This is a genomic window from Pantoea agglomerans (assembly GCF_020149765.1).
GTDB classification, from domain to species: domain Bacteria; phylum Pseudomonadota; class Gammaproteobacteria; order Enterobacterales; family Enterobacteriaceae; genus Pantoea; species Pantoea alvi.
This window is the reverse complement of sequence record NZ_CP083809.1, coordinates 3,582,174-3,608,650: the sequence shown is the minus strand read 5'-3', so window position 1 is coordinate 3,608,650 and position 26,477 is coordinate 3,582,174. Positions and strand designations below refer to the sequence as shown.

Annotated in this window: 31 protein-coding genes; 13 read left to right on the top strand and 18 right to left on the bottom strand. The window is 58.3% G+C overall.

All coding sequences use genetic code 11. The features are described 5' to 3' along the window. The first annotated feature begins 453 nt into the window (after positions 1-453). The 3 genes from LB453_RS19965 to mtgA all read left to right on the top strand — a co-directional run bounded on the left by LB453_RS19965 (position 454) and on the right by mtgA (position 4,679). Positions 454-705, top strand: coding sequence for a hypothetical protein (locus LB453_RS19965; RefSeq protein ID WP_103793749.1), 252 nt, complete (start codon positions 454-456; stop codon positions 703-705). A gap of 28 nt (positions 706-733) precedes the next feature. After that, positions 734-3,067 carry an aerobic respiration two-component sensor histidine kinase ArcB gene (gene arcB / locus LB453_RS19960; protein ID WP_103793750.1) on the top strand — a complete coding sequence of 778 codons (2,334 nt, stop codon included), beginning with the start codon at positions 734-736 and terminating at the stop codon, positions 3,065-3,067. Positions 3,068-3,959: 892 nt separating this feature from the next. Beyond that, positions 3,960-4,679: a monofunctional biosynthetic peptidoglycan transglycosylase gene (mtgA, locus tag LB453_RS19955; RefSeq protein WP_103793751.1), complete on the top strand. Its 720-nt coding sequence runs from the start codon at positions 3,960-3,962 to the stop codon at positions 4,677-4,679. A 3-nt stretch (positions 4,680-4,682) separates the two neighbouring features. On the opposite strand, the gene npr is transcribed toward mtgA, so the two are convergent. The 11 genes from npr to LB453_RS19900 form a co-directional block, all read right to left on the bottom strand. Continuing rightward, positions 4,683-4,955, bottom strand: coding sequence for a PTS phosphocarrier protein NPr (gene npr, locus LB453_RS19950; RefSeq protein ID WP_033793304.1), 273 nt, complete (start codon positions 4,953-4,955; stop codon positions 4,683-4,685). Continuing rightward, positions 4,952-5,806, bottom strand: coding sequence for an RNase adapter RapZ (rapZ, locus tag LB453_RS19945; protein ID WP_033749261.1), 855 nt, complete (start codon positions 5,804-5,806; stop codon positions 4,952-4,954). The genes npr and rapZ overlap by 4 nt, the downstream gene beginning before the upstream one ends. A 54-nt stretch (positions 5,807-5,860) precedes the next feature. Further along, on the bottom strand, positions 5,861-6,340 hold the full coding sequence (ptsN, locus tag LB453_RS19940) for a PTS IIA-like nitrogen regulatory protein PtsN (protein ID WP_103793752.1): 480 nt from the start codon (positions 6,338-6,340) through the stop codon (positions 5,861-5,863). 154 nt (positions 6,341-6,494) lie between these two features. Then, positions 6,495-6,782, bottom strand: a complete 288-nt coding sequence (hpf, locus tag LB453_RS19935; protein WP_103793753.1) for a ribosome hibernation promoting factor — start codon at positions 6,780-6,782, stop codon at positions 6,495-6,497. A gap of 21 nt (positions 6,783-6,803) precedes the next feature. After that, positions 6,804-8,237 (bottom strand): RNA polymerase factor sigma-54, encoded by a 1,434-nt coding sequence (gene rpoN, locus LB453_RS19930; RefSeq protein WP_103793754.1) that lies wholly within the window; start codon positions 8,235-8,237, stop codon positions 6,804-6,806. 47 nt (positions 8,238-8,284) lie between these two features. Further along, complete coding sequence (gene lptB / locus LB453_RS19925; protein ID WP_103793755.1) at positions 8,285-9,010, bottom strand: LPS export ABC transporter ATP-binding protein; 726 nt, start codon at positions 9,008-9,010, stop codon at positions 8,285-8,287. Between the two features lie 5 nt (positions 9,011-9,015). Next, positions 9,016-9,564 carry a lipopolysaccharide ABC transporter substrate-binding protein LptA gene (lptA, locus tag LB453_RS19920; protein WP_103793756.1) on the bottom strand — a complete coding sequence of 183 codons (549 nt, stop codon included), beginning with the start codon at positions 9,562-9,564 and terminating at the stop codon, positions 9,016-9,018. Beyond that, positions 9,533-10,111 carry an LPS export ABC transporter periplasmic protein LptC gene (gene lptC / locus LB453_RS19915; protein ID WP_103793757.1) on the bottom strand — a complete coding sequence of 193 codons (579 nt, stop codon included), beginning with the start codon at positions 10,109-10,111 and terminating at the stop codon, positions 9,533-9,535. Before lptC ends, lptA begins: the two co-directional genes overlap by 32 nt. Continuing rightward, complete coding sequence (gene kdsC / locus LB453_RS19910; RefSeq protein WP_103793758.1) at positions 10,108-10,674, bottom strand: 3-deoxy-manno-octulosonate-8-phosphatase KdsC; 567 nt, start codon at positions 10,672-10,674, stop codon at positions 10,108-10,110. The genes lptC and kdsC overlap by 4 nt, the downstream gene beginning before the upstream one ends. Positions 10,675-10,687: 13 nt before the next feature. Next, entirely contained in the window at positions 10,688-11,674 is a 987-nt protein-coding gene (kdsD, locus tag LB453_RS19905) for an arabinose-5-phosphate isomerase KdsD (RefSeq protein ID WP_103793759.1), read from the bottom strand. A gap of 17 nt (positions 11,675-11,691) precedes the next feature. Next, entirely contained in the window at positions 11,692-12,672 is a 981-nt protein-coding gene (locus tag LB453_RS19900) for a calcium/sodium antiporter (RefSeq protein ID WP_103793760.1), read from the bottom strand. Positions 12,673-12,897: 225 nt separating this feature from the next. Here LB453_RS19900 and mlaF point away from each other — a divergent pair, with 225 nt between their 5' ends. The 7 genes from mlaF to murA all read left to right on the top strand — a co-directional run bounded on the left by mlaF (position 12,898) and on the right by murA (position 17,703). After that, positions 12,898-13,713 carry a phospholipid ABC transporter ATP-binding protein MlaF gene (mlaF, locus tag LB453_RS19895; RefSeq protein WP_103793761.1) on the top strand — a complete coding sequence of 272 codons (816 nt, stop codon included), beginning with the start codon at positions 12,898-12,900 and terminating at the stop codon, positions 13,711-13,713. A 4-nt stretch (positions 13,714-13,717) separates the two neighbouring features. Then, positions 13,718-14,500 (top strand): lipid asymmetry maintenance ABC transporter permease subunit MlaE, encoded by a 783-nt coding sequence (mlaE, locus tag LB453_RS19890; RefSeq protein ID WP_103793762.1) that lies wholly within the window; start codon positions 13,718-13,720, stop codon positions 14,498-14,500. Between the two features lie 4 nt (positions 14,501-14,504). Continuing rightward, entirely contained in the window at positions 14,505-15,050 is a 546-nt protein-coding gene (mlaD, locus tag LB453_RS19885; RefSeq protein ID WP_103793763.1) for an outer membrane lipid asymmetry maintenance protein MlaD, read from the top strand. Positions 15,051-15,063: 13 nt separating this feature from the next. Further along, positions 15,064-15,696: a phospholipid-binding protein MlaC gene (mlaC, locus tag LB453_RS19880; protein WP_224481559.1), complete on the top strand. Its 633-nt coding sequence runs from the start codon at positions 15,064-15,066 to the stop codon at positions 15,694-15,696. Positions 15,697-15,698: 2 nt separating this feature from the next. After that, positions 15,699-16,004, top strand: coding sequence for a lipid asymmetry maintenance protein MlaB (mlaB, locus tag LB453_RS19875; protein WP_033749276.1), 306 nt, complete (start codon positions 15,699-15,701; stop codon positions 16,002-16,004). A 115-nt stretch (positions 16,005-16,119) separates the two neighbouring features. Next, entirely contained in the window at positions 16,120-16,377 is a 258-nt protein-coding gene (ibaG, locus tag LB453_RS19870) for a BolA family iron metabolism protein IbaG (protein ID WP_033749277.1), read from the top strand. 66 nt (positions 16,378-16,443) lie between these two features. Then, positions 16,444-17,703 (top strand): UDP-N-acetylglucosamine 1-carboxyvinyltransferase, encoded by a 1,260-nt coding sequence (murA, locus tag LB453_RS19865; RefSeq protein ID WP_103793765.1) that lies wholly within the window; start codon positions 16,444-16,446, stop codon positions 17,701-17,703. A 64-nt stretch (positions 17,704-17,767) separates the two neighbouring features. Here murA and LB453_RS19860 read toward each other — a convergent pair whose 3' ends face one another. Continuing rightward, entirely contained in the window at positions 17,768-18,070 is a 303-nt protein-coding gene (locus LB453_RS19860; RefSeq protein WP_103793766.1) for a helix-turn-helix domain-containing protein, read from the bottom strand. Positions 18,071-18,319: 249 nt separating this feature from the next. Next, positions 18,320-19,291, bottom strand: coding sequence for an octaprenyl diphosphate synthase (ispB, locus tag LB453_RS19855; protein ID WP_103793767.1), 972 nt, complete (start codon positions 19,289-19,291; stop codon positions 18,320-18,322). A gap of 256 nt (positions 19,292-19,547) precedes the next feature. Here ispB and rplU point away from each other — a divergent pair, with 256 nt between their 5' ends. The 3 genes from rplU to cgtA all read left to right on the top strand — a co-directional run bounded on the left by rplU (position 19,548) and on the right by cgtA (position 21,533). Next, positions 19,548-19,859: a 50S ribosomal protein L21 gene (rplU, locus tag LB453_RS19850; protein ID WP_033749281.1), complete on the top strand. Its 312-nt coding sequence runs from the start codon at positions 19,548-19,550 to the stop codon at positions 19,857-19,859. A 15-nt stretch (positions 19,860-19,874) separates the two neighbouring features. Further along, complete coding sequence (rpmA, locus tag LB453_RS19845) at positions 19,875-20,132, top strand: 50S ribosomal protein L27 (protein ID WP_006121751.1); 258 nt, start codon at positions 19,875-19,877, stop codon at positions 20,130-20,132. Between the two features lie 228 nt (positions 20,133-20,360). After that, positions 20,361-21,533, top strand: a complete 1,173-nt coding sequence (gene cgtA / locus LB453_RS19840; protein WP_103793768.1) for an Obg family GTPase CgtA — start codon at positions 20,361-20,363, stop codon at positions 21,531-21,533. 39 nt (positions 21,534-21,572) lie between these two features. Here the strand turns inward: cgtA and LB453_RS19835 are convergent, their stop codons facing one another. From LB453_RS19835 to LB453_RS19815, 5 genes are read right to left on the bottom strand one after another with little or no spacing between them, the layout of a single operon-like run. Further along, the gene (locus LB453_RS19835; protein WP_224481558.1) at positions 21,573-21,989 is read right to left on the bottom strand and encodes a hotdog fold thioesterase; all 417 of its coding nucleotides are present in this window, start codon (positions 21,987-21,989) and stop codon (positions 21,573-21,575) included. A gap of 3 nt (positions 21,990-21,992) precedes the next feature. Beyond that, the gene (dhbA, locus tag LB453_RS19830) at positions 21,993-22,751 is read right to left on the bottom strand and encodes a 2,3-dihydro-2,3-dihydroxybenzoate dehydrogenase (protein WP_103793770.1); all 759 of its coding nucleotides are present in this window, start codon (positions 22,749-22,751) and stop codon (positions 21,993-21,995) included. After that, positions 22,751-23,602 carry an isochorismatase gene (locus tag LB453_RS19825; protein ID WP_103793771.1) on the bottom strand — a complete coding sequence of 284 codons (852 nt, stop codon included), beginning with the start codon at positions 23,600-23,602 and terminating at the stop codon, positions 22,751-22,753. Before LB453_RS19825 ends, dhbA begins: the two co-directional genes overlap by 1 nt. 17 nt (positions 23,603-23,619) lie before the next feature. After that, positions 23,620-25,236, bottom strand: a complete 1,617-nt coding sequence (locus LB453_RS19820; protein WP_103793772.1) for a (2,3-dihydroxybenzoyl)adenylate synthase — start codon at positions 25,234-25,236, stop codon at positions 23,620-23,622. Positions 25,237-25,246: 10 nt separating this feature from the next. Then, entirely contained in the window at positions 25,247-26,425 is a 1,179-nt protein-coding gene (locus tag LB453_RS19815; RefSeq protein ID WP_103794031.1) for an isochorismate synthase, read from the bottom strand. Positions 26,426-26,477 lie beyond the last annotated feature (52 nt).

Sequence of the window (26,477 nt, the reverse complement as noted above, 5' to 3'; positions counted from 1 at the left end):
CTGGCCTTTGGCGTCGTTGTCACAAGCGTCGTGGTCTTGTTACAGGGGGAATCTCTGTTACTGCATAAATATGACGGGTTGAGCACCCGTCCAGAAAGCTTCCAGCGGATTTCCAACTTATCGGGAAAGCGGAATAAGGTCAAATAGCGTTCCTGGTCGTCTTTTTAGCCAGCTTTTATCAATTAACTATTTGAATAGTTTAGTTTTTACAGGCAAAAAAGGCGCTATCGGCAACGCTCGCCGCCAGGCGGAAATGTGAACTCTCTCACTGTCATGCAGCCGTCATATCCCTTTTAGGTGCTGGTTTGACGGGGTTTGACAGCATAATCTGCTGGATAGCAGATTACCCACACGTCATGTATCTGTTTTTCTTATAACAGCCTTTTTGCCGCAAATGCGCAGGCGTCATAAGTAAAATTAATCATAGCGGGCGCGATTATTCAGGCAGTTAAAATGAATGGCTATGCAAAAAGGAAAAGCAGTGCCGGGACAACAAGAGGCTGTCGGCAAAGAAAAAGAAAGGTCTGGATCATGCTCGCCGGAAAGCAGGCGGCCCTCCAGATTATTCGGTTGGCGCAATTAGTCAAGCAATTTAGCGCCAGCGCGGCTATCGTCGGCGATCGTGGCGTCAGATGCACCATAACGGGGCATAACGCGCGCTTTCCGGCGCTTCGTCGCGCCATCGGCAGGATAATTACGCTATGATGAGCCTGTTCTTTTCCAGGGAGTTCGTATGAAACAGATTCGCCTGCTGGCGCAGTATTATGTTGATTTGATGGTTAAGCTGGGACTGGTGCGTTTTTCGCTGCTGCTGGCGTCAGCGCTGGTGGTGCTGGCGATGATAGTACAGATGGCGGTGACCATGGTGCTGCGCGGGCATGTCGAGAGCATCGACGTGGTGCGCTCGGTATTCTTCGGACTGCTGATTACGCCCTGGGCGGTCTACTTTCTCTCTGTTGTGGTCGATCAGCTGGAGGAGTCGCGTCAGCGTCTGTCGCGGCTGGTGGACAAGCTGGAAGAGATGCGCACCCGCGATTTAGAGCTGAACCAGCAGATGAAAGAGACCATCACCCAGCTCAATCAGGAAATTACCGATCGTATTAAGGCGGAGCAGGCGCGCGAACAGGTAATGGATAAGCTGCGCGAAGAGATGGCTCGCCGCGAGCAGGCGCAGATAGAACTGGAGCAGCAATCCTCGTTTCTCCGCTCGTTCCTCGACGCCTCGCCCGATCTGGTGTTCTACCGCAATATCGACAAGCAGTTCTCCGGCTGTAACCGCGCCATGGAGCTGCTGACCGGCAAAAGCGAAAAGCAGCTGATTGGCCTGACGCCGCGCGATATCTATGACGACGACGCCGCGACGAAAGTGCTGGAGACGGATGAGAAGGTTTTCCGCCATAACGTCTCGCTCACCTATGAACAGTGGCTGCAATACCCGGACGGACGCAAGGCCTGTTTTGAAATCCGTAAGGTGCCTTACTACGACCGCGTCGGCAAGCGCAGCGGGCTGATGGGCTTCGGCCGCGATATTACCGAGCGTAAGCGCTACCAGGACGCCCTGGAGAACGCCAGCCGGGAGAAAACCACCTTTATCTCTACTATCAGCCACGAGCTGCGTACGCCGCTTAACGGCATTGTCGGCCTGAGCCGCATTCTGCTCGATACCGATCTCAATCAGGAGCAGCTGAAATACCTGAAAACCATTCACGTTTCAGCAATTACGCTCGGCAACATCTTTAACGACGTTATCGAAGTCGACAAGATCGAGCGCCGCAAAGTGCAGCTGGATAACCAGCCGCTCGACTTCACCGGCTTCCTGGCGGATCTGGAGAACCTGTCCGGGCTGCTGGCGCAGCCGAAAGGGCTGAAGTTCGTTATGGCACCCCAGCTACCGCTGCCGCACAAAATTTGCGCCGACGGCACGCGCCTGCGCCAGATCCTGTGGAACCTGATCGGCAATGCGGTGAAGTTCACCCAGCAGGGCGAAATCGTGGTGCGCGTCGCCTACGAGCCGAACGAGACGCTGCGCTTTGAGGTGGAAGACTCCGGACAGGGCATTCCGCAGGAGGAGCAGGATAAAATTTTCGCCATGTACTATCAGGTAAAAGATCAGCATGGCGGCAAGCCGGCGACCGGCACCGGCATCGGCCTGGCGGTATCGCGCCGTCTGGCGCAGGCGATGGGCGGCGATATCACCGTGCGCAGCGCGCCGGGACAGGGCTCCTGCTTTACCGTGCTGATTAAGGCGCCGCGCGTGGCGGAAGAGGTCGAGGATGACAGCAGAGACGACAGCATGCCGCTGCCGGCGCTGCACGTTTTGCTGGTGGAAGATATCGAGCTGAACGTGATTGTGGCGCGCTCGGTGCTGGAGAAGCTTGGCTGCAGCGTTGAGGTTGCCATGACTGGCCAGGCCGCGCTGGAGATGTTCGACCCGCTGGAGTTCGATCTCGCCCTGCTCGATATCCAGCTGCCGGATATGACCGGACTCGACGTTTCGCGCGCTATCCATCAGCGCTATCCAGACGCCAGCCTGCCGCCGCTGGTGGCGCTGACCGCCAACGTGCTCAAGGACAAGAAAGAGTACCTGGAGGCGGGTATGGACGACGTGCTGAGTAAGCCGCTCTCGGTTCCGGCGCTGACCGCGATGATTAAGAAGTTCTGGGATCACCAGAGCGACGAGGCTGACGCTGCCCACCCGGAAAGCGACGACAAGCGACGCACGCTGCTGGATGTGCCGATGCTGGAGCAATATATCGAACTGGTTGGTCCCGGCCTGATTACGCAGAGCCTGACGATGTTTGAACAGATGATGCCTGGCTATCTGGAGGTGCTCGATTCGAATCTGATGGCGCGCGATCAAAAAGGCATTGCGGAAGAGGGACACAAAATCAAAGGCGCTGCGGGATCGGTAGGGCTACAGCATCTGCAACAGGTTGCGAAACAGATCCAGAGCCCGGAGCTGCCGGCATGGTGGGACAACGTAGGTGAATGGGTGGAAGAGTTAAAGCACGAGTGGCGACATGACGTTCAGGTGCTGCGCGACTGGGTAGCGGAAAGAGAAAAGTAGAGGCCTGAAAAAAAATGACCCCAGTCGAAGACCGGGGTGCGCGAATACTGCGCCAACACCAGGGAAAAAGTCGCTGTTGCTATACTTGGAGGAGTTTAAGTGCAGCAGCGTGGTATCGGTTAACGTCTGTCATCACCTTAGCAAATTCATCAATGACCAGGTAAAGATTCATTAAAATGTGTGATGTTGAGCAGCGTTTAAATACAGAAAACATTAATTTGGCAACACAGTCAAGCAAGGAATTAATTTCTGCGTTGCATTGCGCTCATTTTGACCAATTGTTGCATTTTTTGCGCGGTTTTTGCCTGTCGTAACGACAAGAGCATGGTCTTAAAGCAGCGAAAAAGTCGCACGGCGGTTTTTAACGGTCTGATGTAGGGTAACTGCATGAAATATAAAGTCTAAGATGCTATTTCCGTGCTTTTATCCAAAACGTTTTGGAAAGCGCGCCTTTAAAGTTCCAGATTTGAATTAAGTCCTGTAAATTTACGGAGGACGCGACATAAAATCCAGGGGGCCGGGGCGCGCCCGGGCGAGCAAATTAGCCGTCCGACGTTGCATGTTGTGTAAGCATTCGCATCAATTGGTGAAAAGCACAACATTGCGCTAAGCGGCAAAGTTTAGAAAAGTGAATCATTCATGCAGGCGCTTATCACAAATAATTAAGTATAGGGCGGGAAAGGTGATAAGGCGGCCTGAAGTATGGAACCGATTCCTTTTTCACGGAAGTGCTTGATGTCATTCGATCTGTTTCAATATTTTACAGATAAAATAGCGCCGTGCCGGTTATCTGACGCGCACATTCTGGCGCTTCTTCAGCGATTGTGACCGGGACGAGACTTTTATTACGTCGGAAATTGATTAATGCAGGGAACAGGTAAGAGAACATTGCATGAGCAAGAATAAAGTGAACCGCTGGCAGCGGGTTAAGCGTGCGGTTATCGGCGCGGTGGTGGCGATAGCAGCTATCTGGGTCGCGGGAATTGTGCTGTTTTCCTTTCTGCCGGTGCCGTTTTCAGCGGTGATGGCGGAACGGCAAATCGGTGCCTGGCTGCGCGGCGATTTTCACTATGTGGCGCACGCCGACTGGGTGGGCCACGACGAGATATCGCCCTGGATGGCGCTGGCGGTAATCGCTGCGGAGGATCAAAAATTCCCTGACCACTGGGGTTTTGACGTCGACGCGATTGAAACGGCGCTGGGCAGCGAAGGCGAACGCATGCGCGGCGCCTCGACGCTGTCGCAGCAAACGGCAAAAAACCTGTTTCTCTGGGACGGGCGTAGCTGGGTGCGCAAAGGGCTAGAGGCAGGATTAACGGTCGGCATCGAAACCGTCTGGACCAAGCGTCGCATCCTGACGGTCTATCTCAATATCGCTGAGTTTGGTCAGGGAACCTTCGGCGTGGAAGCGGCGGCGCAGCGCTATTTTCATAAGCCGGCCAGCCGCCTGACGATTGCAGAAGCGGCGCTGCTGGCGGCGGTACTGCCCAATCCTATCCGTTTTCGCGCCGATGCGCCCTCAGGCTATGTGCGACAGCGTCAGCAGTGGATTATGCGCCAGATGCGCCAGCTGGGCGGAGAGGGCTTTTTACAGCGCCATCATCTTAACTAGCGCTTACTCTTCGTCGAAGCCAGCCTCGAAAAGTTCGATAACCGCAGCCAGCGCCTGGCGCTCTTCGGGGCCGCTGGCTTCAATTTCTATATGACCGCCTTTCGCCGAATCGAGCATCAGCAGGGCGATAACGCTGCTCGCCTCCGCCTCGGTGCCAGATTCGTTACGCAGCAATACCTCGGCGTCGAAGCTCTGCACCAGCTCAAACAGCTTCATGGCCGGACGGGCGTGCATCCCCAGCTTGTTTTTAATTTCCACGGTTTGTTTGACGGTCATGATTTGCGTTTTTCCAGCGTACGATGGCGCGACTGCACGTTTTTGCCGCGTGAGCGGAAGTAGTCCGCCAGCTGCTCGGCGATATAGACCGAACGATGTTTACCGCCGGTACAGCCGATAGCGACGGTGAGATAGCTGCGGTTATTGGTTTCCAGCATCGGCAGCCATAACTCCAGGTAACTGCGCGTCTGATAGATAAAATTGTGTACTTCAGTATGGCGATCGAGAAAGGCCGCCACGGGGCGATCGAGGCCGGTCATCGGCCGCAGCTTGGGATCCCAGTGCGGGTTAGGCAGAAAGCGCACGTCGAAAACGTAGTCGGCGTCGATAGGGATGCCGTGCTTGAAGCCAAAAGATTCGAACACCATCGTCAGTTCGCGTTCGCGCTTGCCCAGCAGGCGCGTGCGCAGCATCTCCGCCAGCTCGTGAACCGACATTTCAGAGGTATCGATAATCAAATCGGCGCGGGAGCGCAGCGGCTCCAGCAGGTCGTTCTCTTCATCGATGGCGCTTTCCAGCGACAGATTTTTGCTGGAGAGGGGGTGCAGGCGGCGCGTGTCGCTGTAGCGGCGGATAAGCGTATTGCGATCGGCATCCAGAAACAGCAGCTGCGGCGAAAAGGCGTCTGGCAGATTATTCAGCGCATGTTCGAACACCTCCGGCGACTCCGGCATGTTGCGCACGTCGATGCTTACCGCGGCCGAAATATTGCGCTCCACCAGCGAGTTGGCCAGCTCCGGCAACAGCACGACCGGCAAGTTATCGACGCAGTAGAACCCCATATCTTCAAGCGCGCGTAGCGCCACCGATTTTCCTGAGCCTGACCGACCGCTAACGATCATCAGCACCATGACCTTCTCTCCCGTTTTAAACCGGCGCGCACGCCGGTAAAAGCGCAGCGCGCGTTACTGCTCCTCTGGAGCTTCTGTAATAATGGCGTAGAGTTCTTCATCGCTCTGCGCCGCGCGCAGGCGGCGACACACGGTTTTGTCCGCCAGCCGTTTGGCGACCAGAGACAGGGTGTGCAGGTGGGTTTTGCACTGATCCGCCGGCACCAGCAGCGCAAACAGCAGGTCGACCGGCTGGTTGTCCACCGCATCGAAGGCGATAGGCTGGTCGAGGCTGATAAAGACGCCGACGGCGCGCAGCGTATCCTCTTCCAGCTTGCCGTGCGGTATCGCGATACCGCTGCCGATGCCGGTGCTGCCCATGCGTTCACGGGTCAGGATCGCTTCAAACAGCGTTTGATGCGGCAGATTAAGCTGCTTCGCTGCCAGCTCGCTGATAATTTCAAGCGCGCGCTTTTTACTCTGGCAGTGTACGCCGCTGCGCGTACAGTCCGGCGTCAGCACGGTGCTCAGTTCCAGTGTCAGATCGTTGTTCATTGTCGTTTCACTTGCGAGTTCACAGAGCCGCAGGCCTGCCGCGCTAAACAGCCGCGCGGTATCCCGTGGCGCTTGCACAGATGGCAAAACGGGGCGGTTAATCCGCCCCATCCTGGCCGCCCTGAGCGCGGCAAGCGCGCTGCAAGCGTGAAGGTTAGTGTTTTTTCAGTTTGTCTTTGTGCCGGGTTAGCTGACGGGCCAGTTTATCCACCAGTCCATCCAGCGCCGCGTACATATCTTCCGCTTCCGACGTGGCGTGCAGCTCGCCGCCGTTGACGTGTAAAGTTGCTTCCGCAACCTGAGTGACCTTTTCCACTTTCAGAACAATATAAACCTGATTGATACGATCGAAGTAGTGTTCCAGTTTGGCAAATTTCGTGGTGATGAATTCACGCAGTGGTTCGGTGATTTCAACGTTTTGCCCAGTGAGGTTCAGCTGCATAGGTCTTCCTTCTCATTTCGGTCAAACCAGCTGTTTACGCTGGTTGGAGGGCGGGATAGATAAAGACTCGCGATATTTAGCGACGGTCCGGCGCGCCACCATGATGCCCTGTTCAGATAACATGGAGGTGAGCTTACTGTCACTCAAGGGTTTAGCGGGATTCTCCGCCGAGATTAATTTTTTCACCAGCGCGCGGATCGCCGTAGAGGAGGCTTCGCCGCCGCCTTCGGTATTGACGTGGCTGGAGAAAAAATATTTGAGTTCAAAGATGCCGCGCGGGCTGTGCAGGTATTTCTGCGTGGTGACGCGAGAAATCGTGGATTCATGCATATCCACGGCCTGGGCGATATCCGCCAGCACCATCGGACGCATAAACTCTTCGCCCTGCTCGAAAAAGGCCTGCTGCTGCTCGACGATGCAGCGCGTCACTTTCAGCAGCGTGTCGTTGCGGCTTTCCAGACTCTTGATCAGCCAGCGCGCCTCCTGCAGATTGCTGCGGATAAACTGGCTGTCGCTGTCGTTACGCGCCGCGCCGCCCATTGCGGCGTAGTGCTGGTTGATGCGCAGGCGCGGCACGCTGTCGGCGTTCAGCTCCACCGTCCAGCGCTTGCCGACCTTGCGCACCAGCACATCGGGAATGACATATTCCGGCTCGCCGGTCTGCACCGACTGGCCGGGACGCGGATCCAGCGACTGGATCAGCAGCATCGCCTCTTTCAGCACATCTTCTTTAAAGCGGGTGACGCGCATCAGGCTGCGGAAATCGTGGTTAGCCAGCAGGTCGAGATGCTCGCTGACAATCAGACGCGCTTCGGCCAGCAACGGCGTGGTCGGCGCGAACTGGGAAAGCTGCACCAGCAGGCAGTCGCGCAGATCGCGCGCGCCGACGCCGACCGGATCGAAGCGCTGAATACGCTTCAGCACCGCCTCGACCTCCTCCAGCGCCAGCTCTTCATCGCCCATGCTGTCGAGGATCTCGTTAAGCGAAACGGTGAGGTATCCGGTATCGTCGATGGCGTCGACGATCGAGGTGGCGATAGCGCGATCGGTATCGGTAAACGGCGTTAAATCCACCTGCCACATCAGATAGTCCTGTAGCGACTGGGTGGTTTCGCCCTGATAGACCGGCAGCTCATCGTCCTGATAGTCGGTGCCGGTGCCGGAAGGGGTGCCTGCGGTATAGATCTCGTCCCAGGTGGCGTCGAGCGGCAGATCGTCCGGCATCTCTTTCTGTTCAAGCGCTTCGCGCGTGTCCAGCACCTCATCTTCCTGATAGTCGCGGCTGTCGACCTCTTCATGCACGTCAGCCTGTTCCAGCAGCGGATTGCTCTCCAGCGCCAGCTGCAGCTCTTGCTGAAGCTCAAGCGTAGAGAGTTGCAGCAGCCGGATTGCCTGCTGCAACTGTGGAGTCATTGCCAGCTGTTGGCTGAACCTGAGTTGCAAACCTTGCTTCATATTCAGGACGGGATTTCCTAAGCAAACATCGTATTAACGACACCTTATCAGAGTCTGAACTCTTCGCCCAAATAAACCCGTTTAACCTGCTCATCTTCAAGAATTTCATTTGGCGTGCCGTGAGCAATCAGGCGCCCCTGACTCACGATATAAGCGCGCTCGCAAACCGCCAGGGTTTCACGGACGTTGTGGTCGGTAATCAGCACGCCGAGCCCGCTGTCGCGCAGGTGCTCAATGATTTTTTTGATGTCGATAACCGAAATAGGGTCGACGCCGGCGAAGGGTTCATCCAGCAGGATAAATTTAGGATTGGCCGCCAGGGCGCGCGCAATCTCAACGCGGCGGCGCTCGCCGCCCGACAGCGCCTGACCCATGCTGTCGCGCAGGTGGCCGATATGAAACTCATCCATCAGCTCGTTAGCGCGATCCTGACGCTGCTCTTCGGTGAGATCGTCGCGGATTTGCAGCACTGCCATCAGGTTGTCATAGACGCTGAGACGGCGGAAAATCGACGCCTCCTGCGGTAAATAGCCGATGCCGCGGCGCGCGCGCGCGTGCAGCGGCAGGATGCTGATATCATCCTCATCGATCACGATGCGGCCAGCGTCGCGCGGCACGATGCCGACGACCATGTAGAAGGTGGTGGTCTTGCCCGCGCCGTTAGGGCCGAGCAGGCCGACGATCTCGCCCGATTTCACCTGCAGGCTGACATCTTCTACCACGCGACGGCCTTTATAGGCCTTCGCCAGATTTTCTGCGATTAAAGTGGCCATAGCGATCAGTTACTCTTTTTCGGGCTGTTAGCGTTTTTGTCCTGCAGCTGCGACGGCACCAGTACGGTGGTAACGCGTTTGCTCTGGCCCTGGCTGTAGGCCTGCATCTTCTGCTCTTTGACCAGATAGGTAATGCGGTCGCCTTTGATATTGCTGTCCTGCTGCTCGATATAAGCGTTGCCGGTCAGCTCGACGAAATCTTTTGCCAGCTCATAGTGCAGCTTAGCGGCGTGGCCCTGAACCGGCTTGCCGCTGTCCTGCATCTGATAGAAGGTGGCGGGATTGCCCCAGGCGTCCACGATGGTTTTGTTGCTGTCGCCGCCGGGACGCGTCACCACCACTTTATCGGCGGTGATTTTGATCGTTCCCTGGGTCACGATGACGTTGCCGGTAAAGGTCGCCACATTGCCTTGCAGGTCCAGCGCCTGGTTTTCGGAATCGATATTAACGGGCTTGTCCGAGTCGCCGGTCACCGCCAGCGCGGGTACACTGGCCGCCAGCAGGGCGCCGACCAGGAAAAACTTAAGGCTGTTGTTGTGCATTTTGAATTTCATAATAAGTTTTGACCTTTTCAATCAACTCGGCGTTTTTCGTCCGTAAATTTCCGCGCATCTTCATGCCGGTAGAGTTAAAACCGCGCCCAAACAACGTCACCTGATCGTTAGAGGTCACATCCTGCGAGACGAGGTTGACCTGCGCGTTGTCGGTTTTGATGCGCTGCAGCTGCGAATCCTGCGTCAGGGTGTTGACCTCGACGTGACCATACAGATAAAGCATACGATCTTTGGTGAGTTTGGCTTTATCGGCGCGCACCGACCAGGTCGGCACCTTATTTTCGTCGTAGGTGGTCATCACCGGCTTATCGAACCAGCTCACCTCATCCGCCGCGAAATAGGTCACTTTTTCCGACACCAGTTTGTAAGCCAGCGCCCCTTGCGGGTTATAGACCACGGTGTTTGAATTCGCGCTGGTGTAGGTCGGCTCCTGATCGCTGGTGGCGACCGGCGCGCTGCTGTCATCCTGGCTGGTCAGGTTCCAGCCGATCAGCACCAGCGCAATTAAGGCCAGAATCAGCGTTATCCAACGCCTGCTTTTACTCATACCGATTGCCCTTTGGCATCCTCAAATTTGTTCTGCGCCATTAAAATCAGGTCGCACAGTTCGCGCACTGCGCCGCGCCCGCCCGCGATATGCGTAACGTAATGGGCGCGCGGCAGCAGCACCGGGTGCGCATCCGCGACCGCCACGCTCAGCCCTACGCGGGCCATCACTGGCCAGTCGATAAGATCGTCGCCGATATAGGCGACCTGCTCATCGGAGAGCGACAGTTTATCCAGAAGTTCGCGATAGGCCAAAAGCTTATCGGACTGACCCTGGTAAAGATGCCGAATGCCTAAGGTTTTGCAGCGATCTTCCATCAGGCGCGCGTTGCGTCCGGTAATAATCGCCACCTCTATATCAGAGGTTAGCAAACAGCGGATGCCGAAGCCGTCGCGCACGTTAAAAGCTTTCAGCTCTTCGCCGTTATTGCCCATATAGATCAGGCCGTCCGACATAACGCCGTCGACGTCGCAAATCAGCAGACGGATCTGGCTGGCGCGCGCCATCACCTCCGCGCTGACCGGGCCGTAGCAGGTTTCCACCAGGGAAGTATTTACCGACATTCTTGTTTCCTGTTCAGACTACGCCGGCGCGCAGCATGTCATGCATATGTACCACACCGAGCAGACGATCGTCATCGGCCACCAGCACAGCGGTAATGTTTTTGTTTTGCATCAGGTTCAGCGCCTCGACCGCCAGCATATTGGGGCGAACCCGAATGCCGCCGCGCGTCATCACTTCCGAAATGGTGGCTTTCTGAAAGTCGATGCCCATATCGAAGATGCGGCGCAGGTCGCCGTCGGTAAAAATGCCTTCAATCTTCATCAGATCGTCAACGATAACCGTCAGCCCTAAATTTTTGCGCGTAATCTCCAGCAGCGCGTCGCGCAGCGAGGCGTCGCGCGTAACGTGCGGGATCTCGTCGCCGCTGTGCATGATGTCGCTAACGTGCAGCAGCAGCTTGCGTCCCAGCGCGCCGCCCGGATGCGACAGGGCGAAATCTTCTGCGGTAAAGCCGCGCGCCTCCAGCAGCGCCACCGCCAGCGCATCGCCCATGACCAGCGTCGCCGTGGTGCTGGTGGTCGGGGCGAGCCCGAGCGGGCAGGCTTCCTGCGGCACCTTCACGCAGAGATGCACGTCGGCGGCGCGGCCCATGGCGCTCTCGGGACGGCTGGTAAGGCAGATAAGCGGCACATGCTGCCGCTTCAGCACCGGGATCAGCGCCAGAATCTCGTTGGACTCGCCGCTGTTAGAGATAGCGAGCACCACATCACCGCGGCCGACCATACCGAGGTCGCCGTGGCTGGCTTCGCCCGGATGCACAAAAAAGGCGGGCGTGCCGGTGCTGGCGAAGGTGGCGGCCATCTTTTTACCGATATGGCCCGACTTGCCCATGCCCATCACCACCACTTTGCCCTGACAGCGATAGATCATCTCACAGGCGCGGCTAAAGTCGTCGTTAATATACTGGTCCAGCTGCTCCAGACCTTCACGCTCGATGCGCAGTACCGCTTTTCCCGCCGCTTGAAAGTCGAAATTCGCGTTTGAAAGCTGAGTTGACATGGCAAATCGGTCCTTTGTTATCCGTCGAGGAAAGCGGGCTGAATCCACAAAAGCGCGCCCCAGACGATGAAACCACAGAGTAAGAGGGCGCCCGCGACGCGGCCGATGCGGCGGCTGCGCTGCAGGCAGAGCAGGGTGAACAGCGCGCTGACGCCGAGCATCACCCAGTAATCGCGCGCGAAGGCGTGCTCGTCCACGCCGCCGGGGTTAAGCAGCGCGGGCAGGCCCAGCACGATGGCGATATTATAAATATTGGCGCCAATCAGATTGCCGATGGCGATATCATCTTCGCCTTTCAGCGCGCCCGCCACCACCGTCGCCAGCTCTGGCAGGCTGGTACCGACGGCGATTAACGTCGCGCCCATCACCAGCTCGCTGACGCCGAAATAGTCGGCAAAGGCGGTGGCGTTATCGATCACCATGCGCGTCGACATCGGCAAAATAATCAGCGCGACCGCCAGCCAGAGAAAGGCCACCGTATTGCCGCTCTCTTCGCGCGGCAGCTCCGCAAGCTGTTCGCGCGTCAGGGTATCGCTATTGTCGCGTTCGGCGCGGCGCGCAAAGCGGATCGCCACCAGCAGATAGGCGATGGCGATAGCGATCAGGCCGAGGCCGTCAAGGCGACTCAGGTAGTTATCAAACAGCATCAGGCCGCTGAGTAGTGAGACCAGCAGCATCAGCGGCAGTTCGCGCCGAATCAGATTGGAGTATATGTTCAGAGGGTGCAGCAGCGCCGCGCCGCCGAGTATCAATAAGATATTGGTGATGTTGGAGCCCAGCGCGGCGCCAACGGCAAGATCCATCTGGCCATGCTGCGCCGCCGAAAAAGAGAGGATCATCTCCGGAAGCGAGGTGCCGATGCTGACGACCGTCATGCCGATAATCAGCGGCGGGATACCAAAGGATCGACAGAGTATCGCGGCGCTAAACACCAGGCGATCGGCGCCATAAGCCAGTAAAATCAAACCAACGATCAGCAGGGCAGAGGCTACGAACATGGAAAATCCTTGGATGAAATGCGTTGCCGTCACGTCTTGTGCAGCAGGTTTCAGGTTCTGTCATCAGAAACAGGCGCTGATTTTGACCGTCTGAGCGGCAAAAGTAAATTTTATGCCCGCTTTCGCCAAATGAAGGCAGTAAGTTTCTGTAATGCTATCGTGAACTGGCGCGTTACAGGCTACCATCGTAGGCTTTATAACGCCCGATCCACAGAAGAGGTAATAATGGACCAACAGGAAACGAACCTGGTTGAGGTTCGTGGCGTCAGTTTTTCACGCGGCGATCGTCCGATTTTCGACGATATTTCGCTGACGGTGCCAAAGGGAAAAGTCACGGCCATTATGGGCCCGTCGGGCATAGGTAAAACGACGCTGCTGCGCCTGATCGGCGGCCAGCTGCAGCCCGATCGGGGCGAGATCTGGTTTCGCGGTGAAAATATTCCCAGCTTGTCGCGCGCGAAGCTTTATGAAACCCGTAAAAAAATGAGCATGCTGTTTCAGTCCGGTGCGCTGTTCACCGATCTGACCGTGTATGAAAATGTGGCCTGGCCGCTGCGCGAACATACGCAGCTTCCTGCGCCGCTGCTGCACAGCACGGTGATGATGAAGCTGGAAGCGGTGGGACTGCGCGGCGCGGCACAGCTAAAGCCGGCGGAGCTTTCAGGCGGCATGGCGCGGCGCGCGGCGCTGGCGCGTGCCATCGCGCTTGAGCCGGAGCTGATCATGTTCGACGAACCTTTCGTCGGCCAGGATCCTATTACCATGGGTGTGCTGGTCAAGCTGATCGACGAGCTGAACCATTCGCTGGGCCTGACCTGCATCGTGGTGTCGCACGACGTGCCGGAAGTGCTCAGCATCGCCGACAGAGCCTATATCGTGGCCGGCCAGAAAATTATCGCTCAGGGCAGCACGCCAGAGCTGCGGCAAAACCCCGATCCGCGCGTGCGTCAGTTTCTGGATGGGATTGCGGACGGACCTGTCCCGTTCCGGTTTGCCGCCGGAGACTATCTTGCCGATTTAACCGGCTCAGGGAGAGTGTAAGCCAATGTTGTTAAGGGCGCTGGCGTCATTAGGACGCCGGGGAATCAATACCTGCTCCACCTTTGGTCGGGCGGGCTTAATGCTGTTTCACGCGCTGGTAGGGAAACCCGCCTTTCGCAAACACGCGCCGCTGCTGATCAAACAGCTTTACAGCGTCGGCGTCTTGTCGCTGTTAATCATTATGGTGTCCGGGCTGTTTATCGGCATGGTGCTGGGGCTGCAGGGCTATCTGGTGCTGACCACCTATAGCGCGGAAACCAGCCTCGGTATGCTGGTAGCGCTGTCGCTGCTGCGCGAGCTGGGGCCGGTGGTCACTGCGCTGCTGTTTGCCGGCCGCGCCGGCTCGGCGCTGACGGCGGAAATTGGCCTGATGAAGGCGACCGAACAGCTCTCCAGCATGGAGATGATGGCGGTAGACCCGCTGCGCCGCGTCGTCTCGCCGCGCTTCTGGGCGGGCTTTATCAGCATGCCGCTGCTGACGCTGATTTTTACCGCCGTCGGCATCGCTGGCGGCGCGCTGGTCGGCGTGAGCTGGAAGGGCATCGACCCCGGCTTTTTCTGGTCGGCGATGCAAAACGCGGTCGATTTCCGCACTGACGTAATCAACTGCATTATCAAAAGCGCCGTTTTTGCCGTGACGGTCACCTGGATCGCGCTGTTTAACGGTTACGACGCGATTCCGACCTCTGAAGGGATTAGCCGCGCGACGACGCGCACCGTGGTACACGCCTCGCTGGCGGTGCTCGGTCTGGATTTTGTGCTGACAGCACTGATGTTTGGGAACTAATGCAATGCAAAGCAAAAAAAGCGAAATTTGGGTTGGCGTGTTTATGCTTCTGGCGCTGGTGGCGATGTTATTTCTCTGCCTGCGCGTGGCGGATCTTAAGTCGCTCGGCACCCAGCCGACCTGGCAGCTTTACGCCACTTTCGATAATATTGGCGGCCTGAAAGTCAGCTCGCCGGTTAAAATTGGCGGCGTGGTGATTGGCCGCGTCACCGACATCTCCCTTGAACCTAAAACGCTGCTGCCGCGCGTCACCATGGCGATCAGCGACGAGTACGCCAATAAGATTTCCGACACCAGCTCGCTGGCGATCCGCACGCAGGGCTTACTCGGCGAGCAGTTTTTAGCGTTGAATCTAGGCTTTGACGATCCCGAGCTGGGCTCGGCGATGTTAAAAGATGGCGACACGCTCCGCGATACCAAGTCGGCTATCGTGCTGGAAGACCTGATCGGTCAGTTCCTGTATAAGAGCGGCGGCGACAATAAAAACGATACGGATAACAAGGATCCGCAGGCCGAAGATGGCGCGCCTGCGGCCCCGGCCCAACCCTGAGAGGTAACAATCGATGTTTAAACGTTTACTGATGGTCGCCATGCTGGTTATCGCGCCGCTGGCCGCGGCGGATGCCGCCGATCAAACCAACCCCTATAAGCTGATGAACGAAGCGGCGACGAAGACCTTTACGCGCCTGAAAAATGAGCAGCCGAAGATCAAGCAGAACCCCAACTACCTGCGCGACATCGTGCGTCAGGAGCTGCTGCCCTACGTGCAGATTAAGTATGCCGGCGCGTTAGTGCTGGGCCGCTACTACCGCGAAGCAACGCCGGCGCAGCGCGAAGCCTACTTCAACGCCTTCGGCGACTATCTGGCGCAGGCTTACGGTCAGGCGCTGGCGCTCTACCACGGCCAGACGTATCAGATTCAGCCGGAGCAGCCGCTGGGCGACGCTAAAATCATCGCCATCCGCGTGACCATTGTCGATCCCAACGGCCGCCCGCCGGTTCGTCTCGATTTCCAGTGGCGTAAGAACAGCCAGAGCGGCAACTGGCAGGCGTATGACATGGTGGCGGAAGGCGTCAGCATGATCACTACCAAACAGAACGAGTGGAGCGATCTGCTGCGCACCAAAGGCATCGACGGCCTGACCGCGCAGCTTAAGACCTATGCGGCGCAGCCGATTACGCTGGATAAACAGTAACGATGCATGAGTCATTACGCTGGCAGCGTGACGCCAGCACGCTGTCGCTGTACGGCGAACTGAACCGCGATACGCTGCTGGCGCTGTGGCAGCAGCGCGACACGCTGATCGACAAAGCGGAGATTATCGACGTCTCCGGGCTGGCGCGCGTCGATTCTGCCGGGCTGGCGCTGCTGGTACACCTGCGCGAAATCGCCCGTGCTCAGGGCGTCACGCCGCGTTTTAGCGGCATCAGCGAGAAATTGCAGTCGCTGATCACTCTCTACAATCTTCAGCAGATTATTGTTTCTGCGGAAAAAAGCAGCTGATCCCTTTCTCACTCTCTTAAGCCCCTGTTTTGCGCAGGGGCTTTTGCATGTTTAAGAGTCCGTCGCTTTCCTCTAAGATGTCACCCTTTATTATTTACAACTTAAGTAATGAGCAATGGAAAACAGTGAAATTCAGGCCGTGCTGATGAAAGCGCTGCCGCTGGACGAAGTCCATGTGATGAGCAACGACGGCAGCCACTTTCAGGTAATTGCCGTGGGTGAAATGTTTGGCGAGCTGAGCCGTGTGAAAAAACAGCAGGCCGTTTACGCGCCGCTGATGGAATACATCGCTGACAACCGCATTCATGCCGTCTCCATTAAAACTTATACCCCTGCTGAATGGGCGCGCGACCGTAAACTCAACGGTTTCTGAGCCTTCATCATGGGCGCTCGCCGCTGGCGAGTTCTTCCCGTCTTTAGTTAATTGAGAGCCGTGTTAATGGACAAATTTCGTGTGCAAGGCCCCACCCGCTTGAGTGGTGAAGTGACCATTTCCGGGGCGAAAAATGCCGCGCTGCCGATTCTGTTTGCTGCGCTGCTGGCTGAAGAGCCGGTCGAGATCCAGAACGTGCCGAAGCTGCGCGATATCGATACCACAATGAAGCTGCTGAGCCAGCTGGGTGCGAAGGTTGAGCGCAACGGCTCCGTCCACGTCGACGCCAGCAAGGTTGATATTTACTGTGCGCCCTACGAACTGGTGAAAACCATGCGCGCCTCTATCTGGGCGCTGGGCCCGCTGGTAGCGCGCTTTGGTCAGGGACAGGTCTCTTTGCCGGGCGGCTGCGCCATCGGCGCGCGTCCGGTCGATCTGCATATTACGGGCCTGGAGCAGCTGGGCGCCGAGATCAAGCTGGAAGAGGGCTACGTTAAGGCCTCTGTCGACGGCCGCCTGAAAGGCGCGCATATCGTGATGGATAAAGTGAGCGTAGGCGCGACCGTGACCATCATGAGCGCGGCGACGCTGGCGACCGGCGTTACCATTATCGAGAACGCCGCACGCGAGCCGGAAATTGTCGATACGGCTAACTTCCTGATTACGCTGGGCGCGAAGATCAGCGGCGCAGGCACCGACAAGATCACCATCGAAGGCGTTGAGCGTCTGGGCGGCGGCGTCTATCGCGTCCTGCCGGACCGTATCGAAACCGGCACCTTCCTGGTTGCAGCGGCGATCTCGGGCGGCAAAGTGCTGTGTCACAACACTCAGCCTGATACGCTGGACGCCGTACTGGCGAAGCTGCGCGACGCGGGTGCCGACATTGAAACCGGCGAAGACTGGATCAGCCTGGACATGCACGGCAAACGCCCTAAAGCGGTCAACGTGCGTACGGCACCGCATCCTGGCTTCCCGACCGATATGCAGGCGCAGTTCACGCTGCTCAACCTGGTGGCGGAAGGGACGGGCGTGATCACCGAAACCATTTTCGAAAACCGCTTTATGCATATTCCCGAGCTGATCCGTATGGGCGCGCACGCGGAAATCGAGAGCAACACCGCTATCTGTCACGGCGTGGAAAAACTCTCTGGCGCGCAGGTGATGGCGACCGATCTGCGGGCGTCGGCGAGCCTGGTGCTGGCGGGCTGCATTGCTGAAGGCACGACGCTGGTGGATCGCATCTACCATATCGATCGCGGCTATGAGCACATTGAAGACAAACTGAAGGCGATGGGCGCGCAGATTGAACGCGTAAGCGCTGAATAAGCACGGCTTCAACAAGAAAACCAGCCACGGTAGCGCGGCTGGTTTTTTTTTACCTGATGGATCTTCAGGCGCTGGCAGGATCCTGCTTGCGCTTTTTGTCTCCCGTCGGGGATCGAATGCGCTTTTTGCGATCCAGCAGCAGCTGGGTCTGCGGATCGTAGTAGCGGCTTGGCCAGATCTCGGCGGGATGGACGTCAATCGCCTCCGCAATCAGCCATTCTCCTTTCGGCCAGGGACGCGAAAGGGCATTGGCCAGCGTGGATGAACTCAGGCCCGCCTGGCGCGACAGCGCCGCCAGCGTCGTGCCGCGTCTGCGCAGTGCGGCAATCACATCGGCGGGATGCCAGTCTTCCCTCCTTTTTTTCATATCGCATTCTCCTTGTTCCTTGCGTGAAATATTCCCGGTGCAGCGAAGCGCGCTGTTCTTCCGCTATCTGGAAGCTTCTGGAGTTTATATATCAGAAAGTTTCTTGTTATTTCCAGTAATTTTTGGTCCGGTTCCGATAAGTGCGCGCCGCTACGCAAAAGCACGGCAACATCTGAGGGGGCGTTTCTGGAAAAAGTGAAGCGGGTAAGGGGGAAACAGCGGAGCTGCGGCGGCAGCTCCGAAGGGGTATCAGAAATCGCGCTGTACGGACATATGCGCCAGCGATTCGAGGGCGCTGCGCCAGGGCGATTCCGGCAGCGCGCTAAGCGCCGCGATCGCTTTGTCTGCCTCCTGCTCGGCGCGCTTGCGCGTCCACTCCAGCGAGCCGCACTGCTGCATGGCGGCCAGCACCGGTTCGAGAAGGTGACGGCCGTTGCCCTGTTCGATCGCCTCGCGGATCATCTTCGTCTGCTCCGGCGTGCCGTTATGCATCGCGTGCAGCAGCGGCAGCGTCGGCTTGCCTTCGCTCAGGTCGTCGCCGGTATTTTTGCCCAGCGTGGCGCCGTCGGCGCTGTAGTCGAGCAGATCGTCGATTAACTGGAAAGCGGTGCCGAGAAAGCGTCCGTAATCCTGCATCGCTTTCTCCTGCGCCGGCGTGGCCTCGGCAAGAATGGCGGATGCCTGAGAGGCCGCCTCGAACAAACGCGCGGTTTTGCTGTAAATCACCCGCATGTAGCTCTCTTCAGTGATGTCGGGATCGTTGACGTTCATCAGCTGCAGCACTTCGCCTTCGGCAATCACGTTCACCGCTTCGGACATCAGCGCCAGGATACGCAGCGAACCCATGCTGGTCATCATCTGGAAGGCGCGAGTATAGATAAAGTCGCCGACCAGCACGCTGGCTGCATTGCCGAACGCCGCGTTGGCGGTGGCTTTGCCGCGGCGCATATCGGATTCATCCACCACGTCGTCATGCAGCAGCGTCGCGGTGTGGATAAATTCGATCAGCGCCGCGTTAGTGACGTGCAGCTCGCCCTGGTAGCCGAGCGCGCGCGCCGAAAGCACGGCGATCATCGGGCGAATGCGCTTGCCGCCGCCGCTGATGATGTAATAGCCAAGCTGGTTAATCAGCGAGACCTCGGAATTCAGCTGGTCGAGGATGGTCTGGTTGACGGCCGCCATATCCTGCGCGGTTAATTCATTAATTTGTTCTAAGTTCATTCGTCTGTTCAGCTTTGACTCGTTTCAACGGCTCATGGTACGTGCTTTAACCAGCCTGAGTTCAGGTAATCTGTTACTGATTGTACTTGAATTTTCCAGATGAGAAACGTTTGCGATCGGCCTGTGTTTTTTTTCTGCAAGAGAGTGCAAAGTGCTCTTGTCTTCTGCTGGAGATTTGCGTAGAATTCGCGCCCTATTGTGAATATTTATCGCGCCGCCTGATGAACGAAAGGCATGCGCAGAAGCGGAGTTTTATATGTACGCGGTTTTCCAAAGTGGTGGTAAACAACACCGAGTAAGCGAAGGTCAGACCGTTCGCCTGGAAAAGCTGGACATCGCAACCGGTGAAACCATTGAGTTTGACCAGGTGCTGATGATCGCAAATGGCGAAGACGTGAAAATCGGCGCGCCACTGGTTTCAGGCGGCGTTATCAAAGCTGAAATCGTTGCTCACGGTCGTGGCGAGAAAGTTAAAATCGTTAAGTTTCGTCGTCGTAAGCACTACCGTAAGCAGGCTGGCCACCGTCAGTGGTTCACTGATGTGAAAATTACTGGCATCAGCGCTTAAGAGGAGATCTGACAAATGGCACATAAAAAGGCTGGTGGCTCGACTCGTAACGGTCGTGACTCCAATGCAAAACGTCTGGGTGTAAAACGTTTCGGTGGCGAATCTGTTCTGGCAGGTAGCATCATCGTTCGTCAGCGTGGTACTAAATTCCACGCCGGTAACAACGTAGGTTGTGGTCGTGACCACACCCTGTTCGCTACCGCAGACGGCAAAGTTAAATTCGAAGTGAAAGGTCCGAACAACCGTAAATACATCAGCATCGTTGCTGAGTAAGGTTGTCGTGACGCAGACAGCGACTGTCTGAACGCACGAATAAAAGCCCCGCAGCCATTGCGGGGCTTTTTACATTCTGCGACCTGTCGTTCTGTATTGCTGTACACTTTATGTACGCCTGATGCAAATCAGTCCTGATTTATCCGCCGCCGGTCAGCGCAGACAGACCCTGGCGGACCCGTCCGCAGCCCGTAAGGCGCGCGGACGATTGTGTGACGGAGAAAGAAAATGAAGTTTGTTGATGAAGCGACAATCCTGGTGGTTGCCGGCGACGGCGGCAATGGCTGCGTCAGCTTCCGCCGTGAAAAATATATTCCGAAAGGCGGCCCGGACGGCGGCGACGGTGGCGACGGCGGCGACGTTTATCTGGTCGCTGACGAGAACCTGAATACCCTGATTGACTACCGCTTTGAGAAATCCTTTCGCGCCGAACGCGGTCAGAACGGCCAGAGCCGTGACTGTACCGGCAAACGCGGTCAGGACATTATCGTCAAGGTGCCGGTCGGCACGCGCGTCATCGATCAGGGCACCGGCGAAACGCTGGGCGATATGACGCGTCACGAGCAGAAGCTGATGGTCGCCAAAGGCGGCTGGCATGGCCTGGGCAACACGCGCTTTAAATCCTCGGTAAACCGTACCCCGCGTCAGAAAACCATGGGTACGCCGGGCGAGAAGCGCGATTTGCAGCTGGAGCTGATGCTGCTGGCCGACGTCGGCATGCTGGGTCTGCCGAACGCCGGTAAATCGACCTTTATCCGCGCCGTCTCGGCGGCGAAGCCGAAAGTGGCGGACTACCCGTTCACCACCCTGGTGCCGAGCCTGGGCGTGGTGCGCATGGACAGCGAGCAGAGCTTCGTTGTCGCCGATATTCCAGGCCTGATTGAAGGGGCCGCCGAAGGCGCTGGCCTCGGTATCCGCTTCCTGAAGCACCTTGAGCGCTGCCGCGTGCTGCTGCACCTGATCGACATCGCGCCGATCGATGAGTCCGATCCGGTGGAAAACGCGCGCATTATTCTTGGCGAGCTGGAGAAGTACAGCGACAAGCTGTTCAACAAGCCGCGCTGGCTGGTGTTCAACAAAGTTGACCTGATTAGCGAAGAAGAAGCGCAGGCGCGCGCTAAAGCGATCGCCGAGGCGCTGGGCTGGGAAGAGAAATATTATCTGATCTCCGCTGCAAGCCGTCAGGGCGTGCAGGATCTCTGCTGGGACGTGATGAGCTTCATCAACGCCAACCCGAAAGAAGCGGAAGAAGAAGAGAAGAAGCCCGAGAAAGTCGAGTTCATGTGGGATGACTACCACCGTGAGACGATGGAAAGCGTGGCTGAAGAAGAAGATGAAGAGTGGGATGACGACTGGGACGAAGATGACGACGAAGGCGTCGAAATCATCTACCAGCGTTAATGCCGAAGAAAAGGGACAGCGAAAGCTGTCCCTTTTTCATTACCCCAGCACCGCCACCGTCAGCCGCGACGAGCAGCAGAGCTGGCCGCGCGCGTTGCGGATTTCAATCTGCCACACCTGATTGCGTGAGCCGATATGCAGCGGGCGGCAGATGCCGCGCACTTCGCCGCTGGAGACCGAACGGTGATGGCTGGCGTTTACCTCAATGCCGACCACGCTTTTGCCCTCTTCGGTGCAGAGATAGCCGGCGATCGAGCCCATCGACTCCGCCAGCACCACCGACGCGCCGCCGTGCAGCAGGCCGAAGGGCTGATGGGTGCGCGCGTCAACCGGCATGGTCGCCTCCAGGTAATCGTCGCCGATAGCGGTAAAGCGGATGCCAATATGCGCCACCAGCGAGTGCTCGCCGATGGCGTTTAGCGCGTCGAGATCGGTCTCGCGTTTCCAGATCGCCATCGGTCAGGCTCCCAGCGTCGCGCCGCCGTCAACCACGATATCCTGCAGCACCACATGGCTGGCAAGATCCGAGGCGAGGAACAGCACGTTGTGGGCGATTTCCTGCGGCGTGGCGATCTTGCGCAGCGGGATGCCGAGCTTATATTGATCCGGGAAGCCGTCGATCATCTCCTGCTCGGCGGTCGGCGTATGCCACAGGCTGCGCTGCATCTCGGTATCGGTCGAGCCGGGCGAAACGATATTGCAGCGCACGCCATAGGGTGCCATCTCCAGGCCGACCGTCAGGGTGAGGCTGCGCAGCGCGGCTTTCGACGCGCCGTAAGCTGACATGCCGATACGCGGCGCGTGCGCCGAGTTCGAGGCGACAGAGACGATTGCGCCCGCGCGCTGCTGGCGAAACACCGGCAGCGTCTGCTGGAACATATTGAAGGCGCCGCCGACGTTGACCGCCAGGCATGCCTGGAAATCGGCGGCAGAGATCTCGTCGGTGGCACCGATACGCAGGATGCCCGCGCCGTTTACCAGCACGTCGAGGCGCGGCTGCTGCGCCAGCAGGCGCTGGCAGAGCGTTTTCACCTGTCCGGCATCGGCCACGTCAAGCGTGTGGCAGGCGAAAGGGTAGTCAATATCGTGAAAGCGCAGATCGAAGCCCTGAACCTGTGCGCCCGCCGCGTGAAACGCCAGCGCGGTATGGTAACCGATGCCCTGGCCTGCGCCGGTCACCCAGACCTGCTTGCCGCTGAAGTCAAAGCGCTGGCTCATCAGGCTGTCTCCCGTGACAGCAGCGCCCACCAGCCGTCGATAGTGGGATTTTTCGCCAGGCTTACGAAGTCGATATCGCCGTGCGCCTGACGCCAGCGCGCCGCCAGCGCCATCATGCGCACGGAGTCGAGACCGTAGTCGATCAGGTTCTCATCATCTTCCGGCACCTCGTCATCTTCCAGCAGCGGCAGAATAAGCGCGCGCAGATCGTCCTTGCTGAGCGGCAGCGGCATTAAATCCGCAGTCATTACCACTTTGCCGCTACGTCCGGCGGTATAGGTCAGCGCCATCATATGCTCTTCACGGCTGAAATCCGCCAGCGCGTCCGCCACCATAAAGGGCTGGATATTACGCATAAAGGCGTCAGTGGCGGTGGTGAGACAGCCGATATGGGCGTAGACGCCGGTGATGATCAGCTGATCGCGTCCCATCTCCTGCAGGATCGACTCCAGCGGCGAGCGGACAAAAGCGCTGTAGCGCCACTTGGTCAGCACCTGATCATCAGCGTCGGGCGCCAGCGCATCGACAATCTTCTGCTGCTCTGGATGCTTGTTCAGGCCCGGTCCCCACATATCGTTCAGCAGCGCGCGATCCTCGTCGCTCTGCTGATTGGGCTGCGCGGTATAGAACACCGGGATGCCCTGCGACTTGCACCAGGCGCGCAGGCGCGCGATGTTCTCTACCACCTGATTGACCAGCGGGCTGTTTTCACCCCAGAAGTTAAGGAAGTAGGCCTGCATATCGTGGATCAGCAGGGCAGCGCGCTGCGGCTCCAGCGTCCATTTCACCTTGTTGGCGGGCAGCTCGGCGGCGGCAGGCAGCGAATATGAGGTCAGTTTTGGAATAGCCATAAAATCTCCGGAACAGGTCAGGCTTGCGCTTGTTGATCGGCAAGCTGTTGGCGCAGGCGTTTCTTATCTACTTTGCCGACCGGGGTCAGCGGCAGTTCATCCACGCAGGTAATACGGTCGGGCAACTTATATTCGGCAACGCCCAGCTCGCGCAGATGGCGGCGCAGCGCCACTGGCTTGAGCGGCTGGCGCGCGACGATAAAGGCGCAGCTTTTTTCGCCCATCAGTTCGTCATGCATCGATACCAGCGCCGCGTGGATCACATCGGTATGGCGCTGCAGCAGATTTTCGATCTCCTCGGCAGCGATCTTTTCGCCGCCGCGGTTGATCTGATCTTTCTCGCGCCCCTGTACGGTGATGTAACCCTGCGGGTTAATCTCGATCAGATCGCCCGAGCAGTAAAAACCGTTGGCGTCGAAGCTGGCCGCGTTATGCTCCGGGCTTTTGTAGTAGCCGCGGAAGGTATAGGGGCCGCGCGTCATCAGGCGGCCGACGGCGCCGCTCGGCAGCGGATCGCCGTTCTCGTCTGCTACCCACACCTCATCGTCCGGCGAAATCGGACGGCCCTGGGTGGTGAGAATGGTTTTTTCATCGTCGTCGAGACGGGTGTAGTTGACCAGCCCTTCCGCCATGCCGAACACCTGCTGCAGCCGGCAGCCGATCTCGCTCTGAATGCGCGCCGCCAGCGTTTCGCCCAGCTTCGCGCCGCCAACCTGCATCCGCTGCAGCGACGTCAGCGCCTGATTGCTGCCCCATTCCTGAATCGCCTGCAGCCACAGGCTGACGGCGGGGGGCACCAGCCCGGTATCGGTGACCTGATGCTTTTCAATCAGCGGGAAGCAGTTTGTCGCGCTGGGATCCTCGGCCAGAATCACCTGGCCGCCAGCGTAGAAGACGCCCAGCGCGCCCGGCGAACTCATGGCAAAGTTATGCGGCGCGGGTAAGGCGATGAGATAACGCGTGTCGGCGGTGACCGCGCAGATCTCGTCGCTGGCGCGGATGCTGTAGTAGTAGTCGTTATGGGTGCGCGGGATCAGCTTGGGCGTGCCGGTGCTGCCGCCGGAGAGCTGGAAAAAGGCGACCTCGTCGGCGGCGGTCGGCGTCGGCTGGAAATCACCCGCCGCGTCGGCCATCAGCGCTTCCAGACTGTTTTCCGGCTGGCTGTTGTTGCGCAGGATGACCTGGCGCAGCGACGGCTGCGCAGCGCGCAGCACGTCAGTAAAGCTGTCGTCGGCAAACAGCGTATGGCGGCGATCGGCGATCAGCAGCGCAGGTTCGATCTGCGCGGCGTAGGCCAGCAGCTCGGTGCGCTGGTGGCTGAACAGCGCGTAAACCGACGCCACGCCCAGCTTGAACAGTGCAAAAACGGTAACGTAGAAGTCGGCGACGTTGCCCAGCTGCACCAGCGCGGTGTCGCCGTTTTTCAGCCCGCGACGCTGCAGCGCTGCGGCGAGGTTGTCGCTGCGCTGCGCCAGCTGGCGATAGCTCAGCTGCAGATCGCCTTCGATAACGGCGATGGCGTCGCTCTCTTTATGGCGCGCCAGGATATCGGTCATCGGCACATCCAGCCAGTAACCTTTCTCACGGTAGCGCGCGGCCAGATCGTCTGGCCAGCGATGGTAAGGGATCGACATACGAGTTCCTTTATTGCAGTCCAAAAGCGCGCAGCATGGTGTCGAGTTTGACACCGGTCTCGCGCCATTCTGATTCAGGTTGCGAATCCGCGACGATGCCTGCGCCGGCGAACAGGCGCACCCGCGCGCCGTGTACGGTGCCGCAGCGGATGGTAACGACCCATTCGCCGTTGCCCTGGTCGTCGCACCAGCCAACGATACCGCCGAACAGGCGGCGGTCAAACGGCTCCAGCGTCTGGATCAGCTGCTGCGCGCGCCTGTGTGGGAAGCCGCTCAGCGCGGGCGTGGGATGCAGCAGGCAGGCGAGCGACAGCGCGTTCTCCTGCTCATCGAGCACCTCGCCGTCGATCTGCGTCGCCAGATGCCACAGGGTGGCGGTGGTCAGCAGAGAAGGGGTGGCGGGCACCGAGAGCAGGCGGCTGCGCGGCTGCAGCACGTCGCGCATCGCATCGGTCACCAGCCTGTGCTCGTGACGATCTTTCGTCGACTGCATCAGTGCGTCGCCCGCGGCCCTGTCGCGCTGCGCGTCGGCGTCGCGTCGCGCGGAGCCGGCCAGCGGACAGGAGCTGAAATCACGCCCCTTTTTGCGCAGCATAAGTTCCGGACTGGCGCCGACCAGCGAACCGCCCTGCGGCAGCGGCAGGTGGAAGTGATAGCTGTTTGGGTTTTGCGCCACGATGCGCTGCATCAGCGCGGCGATATCCACCGGCTGCTCCGTAACGATATCCATCAGGCGCGACAGCACCACCTTGTCCAGCTCGCCGCGCTGCGTGGCGGCAACCGCCTCTGCCACCATCGCGGTAAAAACATCGTGCTCCGGCATCGCGGCGCGGCGGCGCACCTGCGGCAGCGGCGGCGGAACCCCGGGCAGCGCAGCCTGGAGATCGGCGCGGTTAAAGGTCTGATGCGATTCAGGAATAAACAGCGCGGCGGGCTGCGTAACGTCGAAGGGGATAGCGCCCACCAGGATCGGATGGGCGATGCCCTGCTTTTTTGCGCAGGCGAAGTGGCGTCGCAGCTGCTGTTGAAAGTCACCGTTCAGGGCGTCACCATCGGCCACCGGCGTGGCGATGGTGGTGTAGCAGCCCTGCGTAGCGATACTGCGCCACGGAGATGTAAAGACAAATCCCCGACACAGTGCGGAGAAATCCTCAAGCAGGGGATTTCCAAACGTCAACGTTTCCACCATAATTTTCACCTATAAATGATAAGGTAACTAATAATGATTATCATTTGTATTG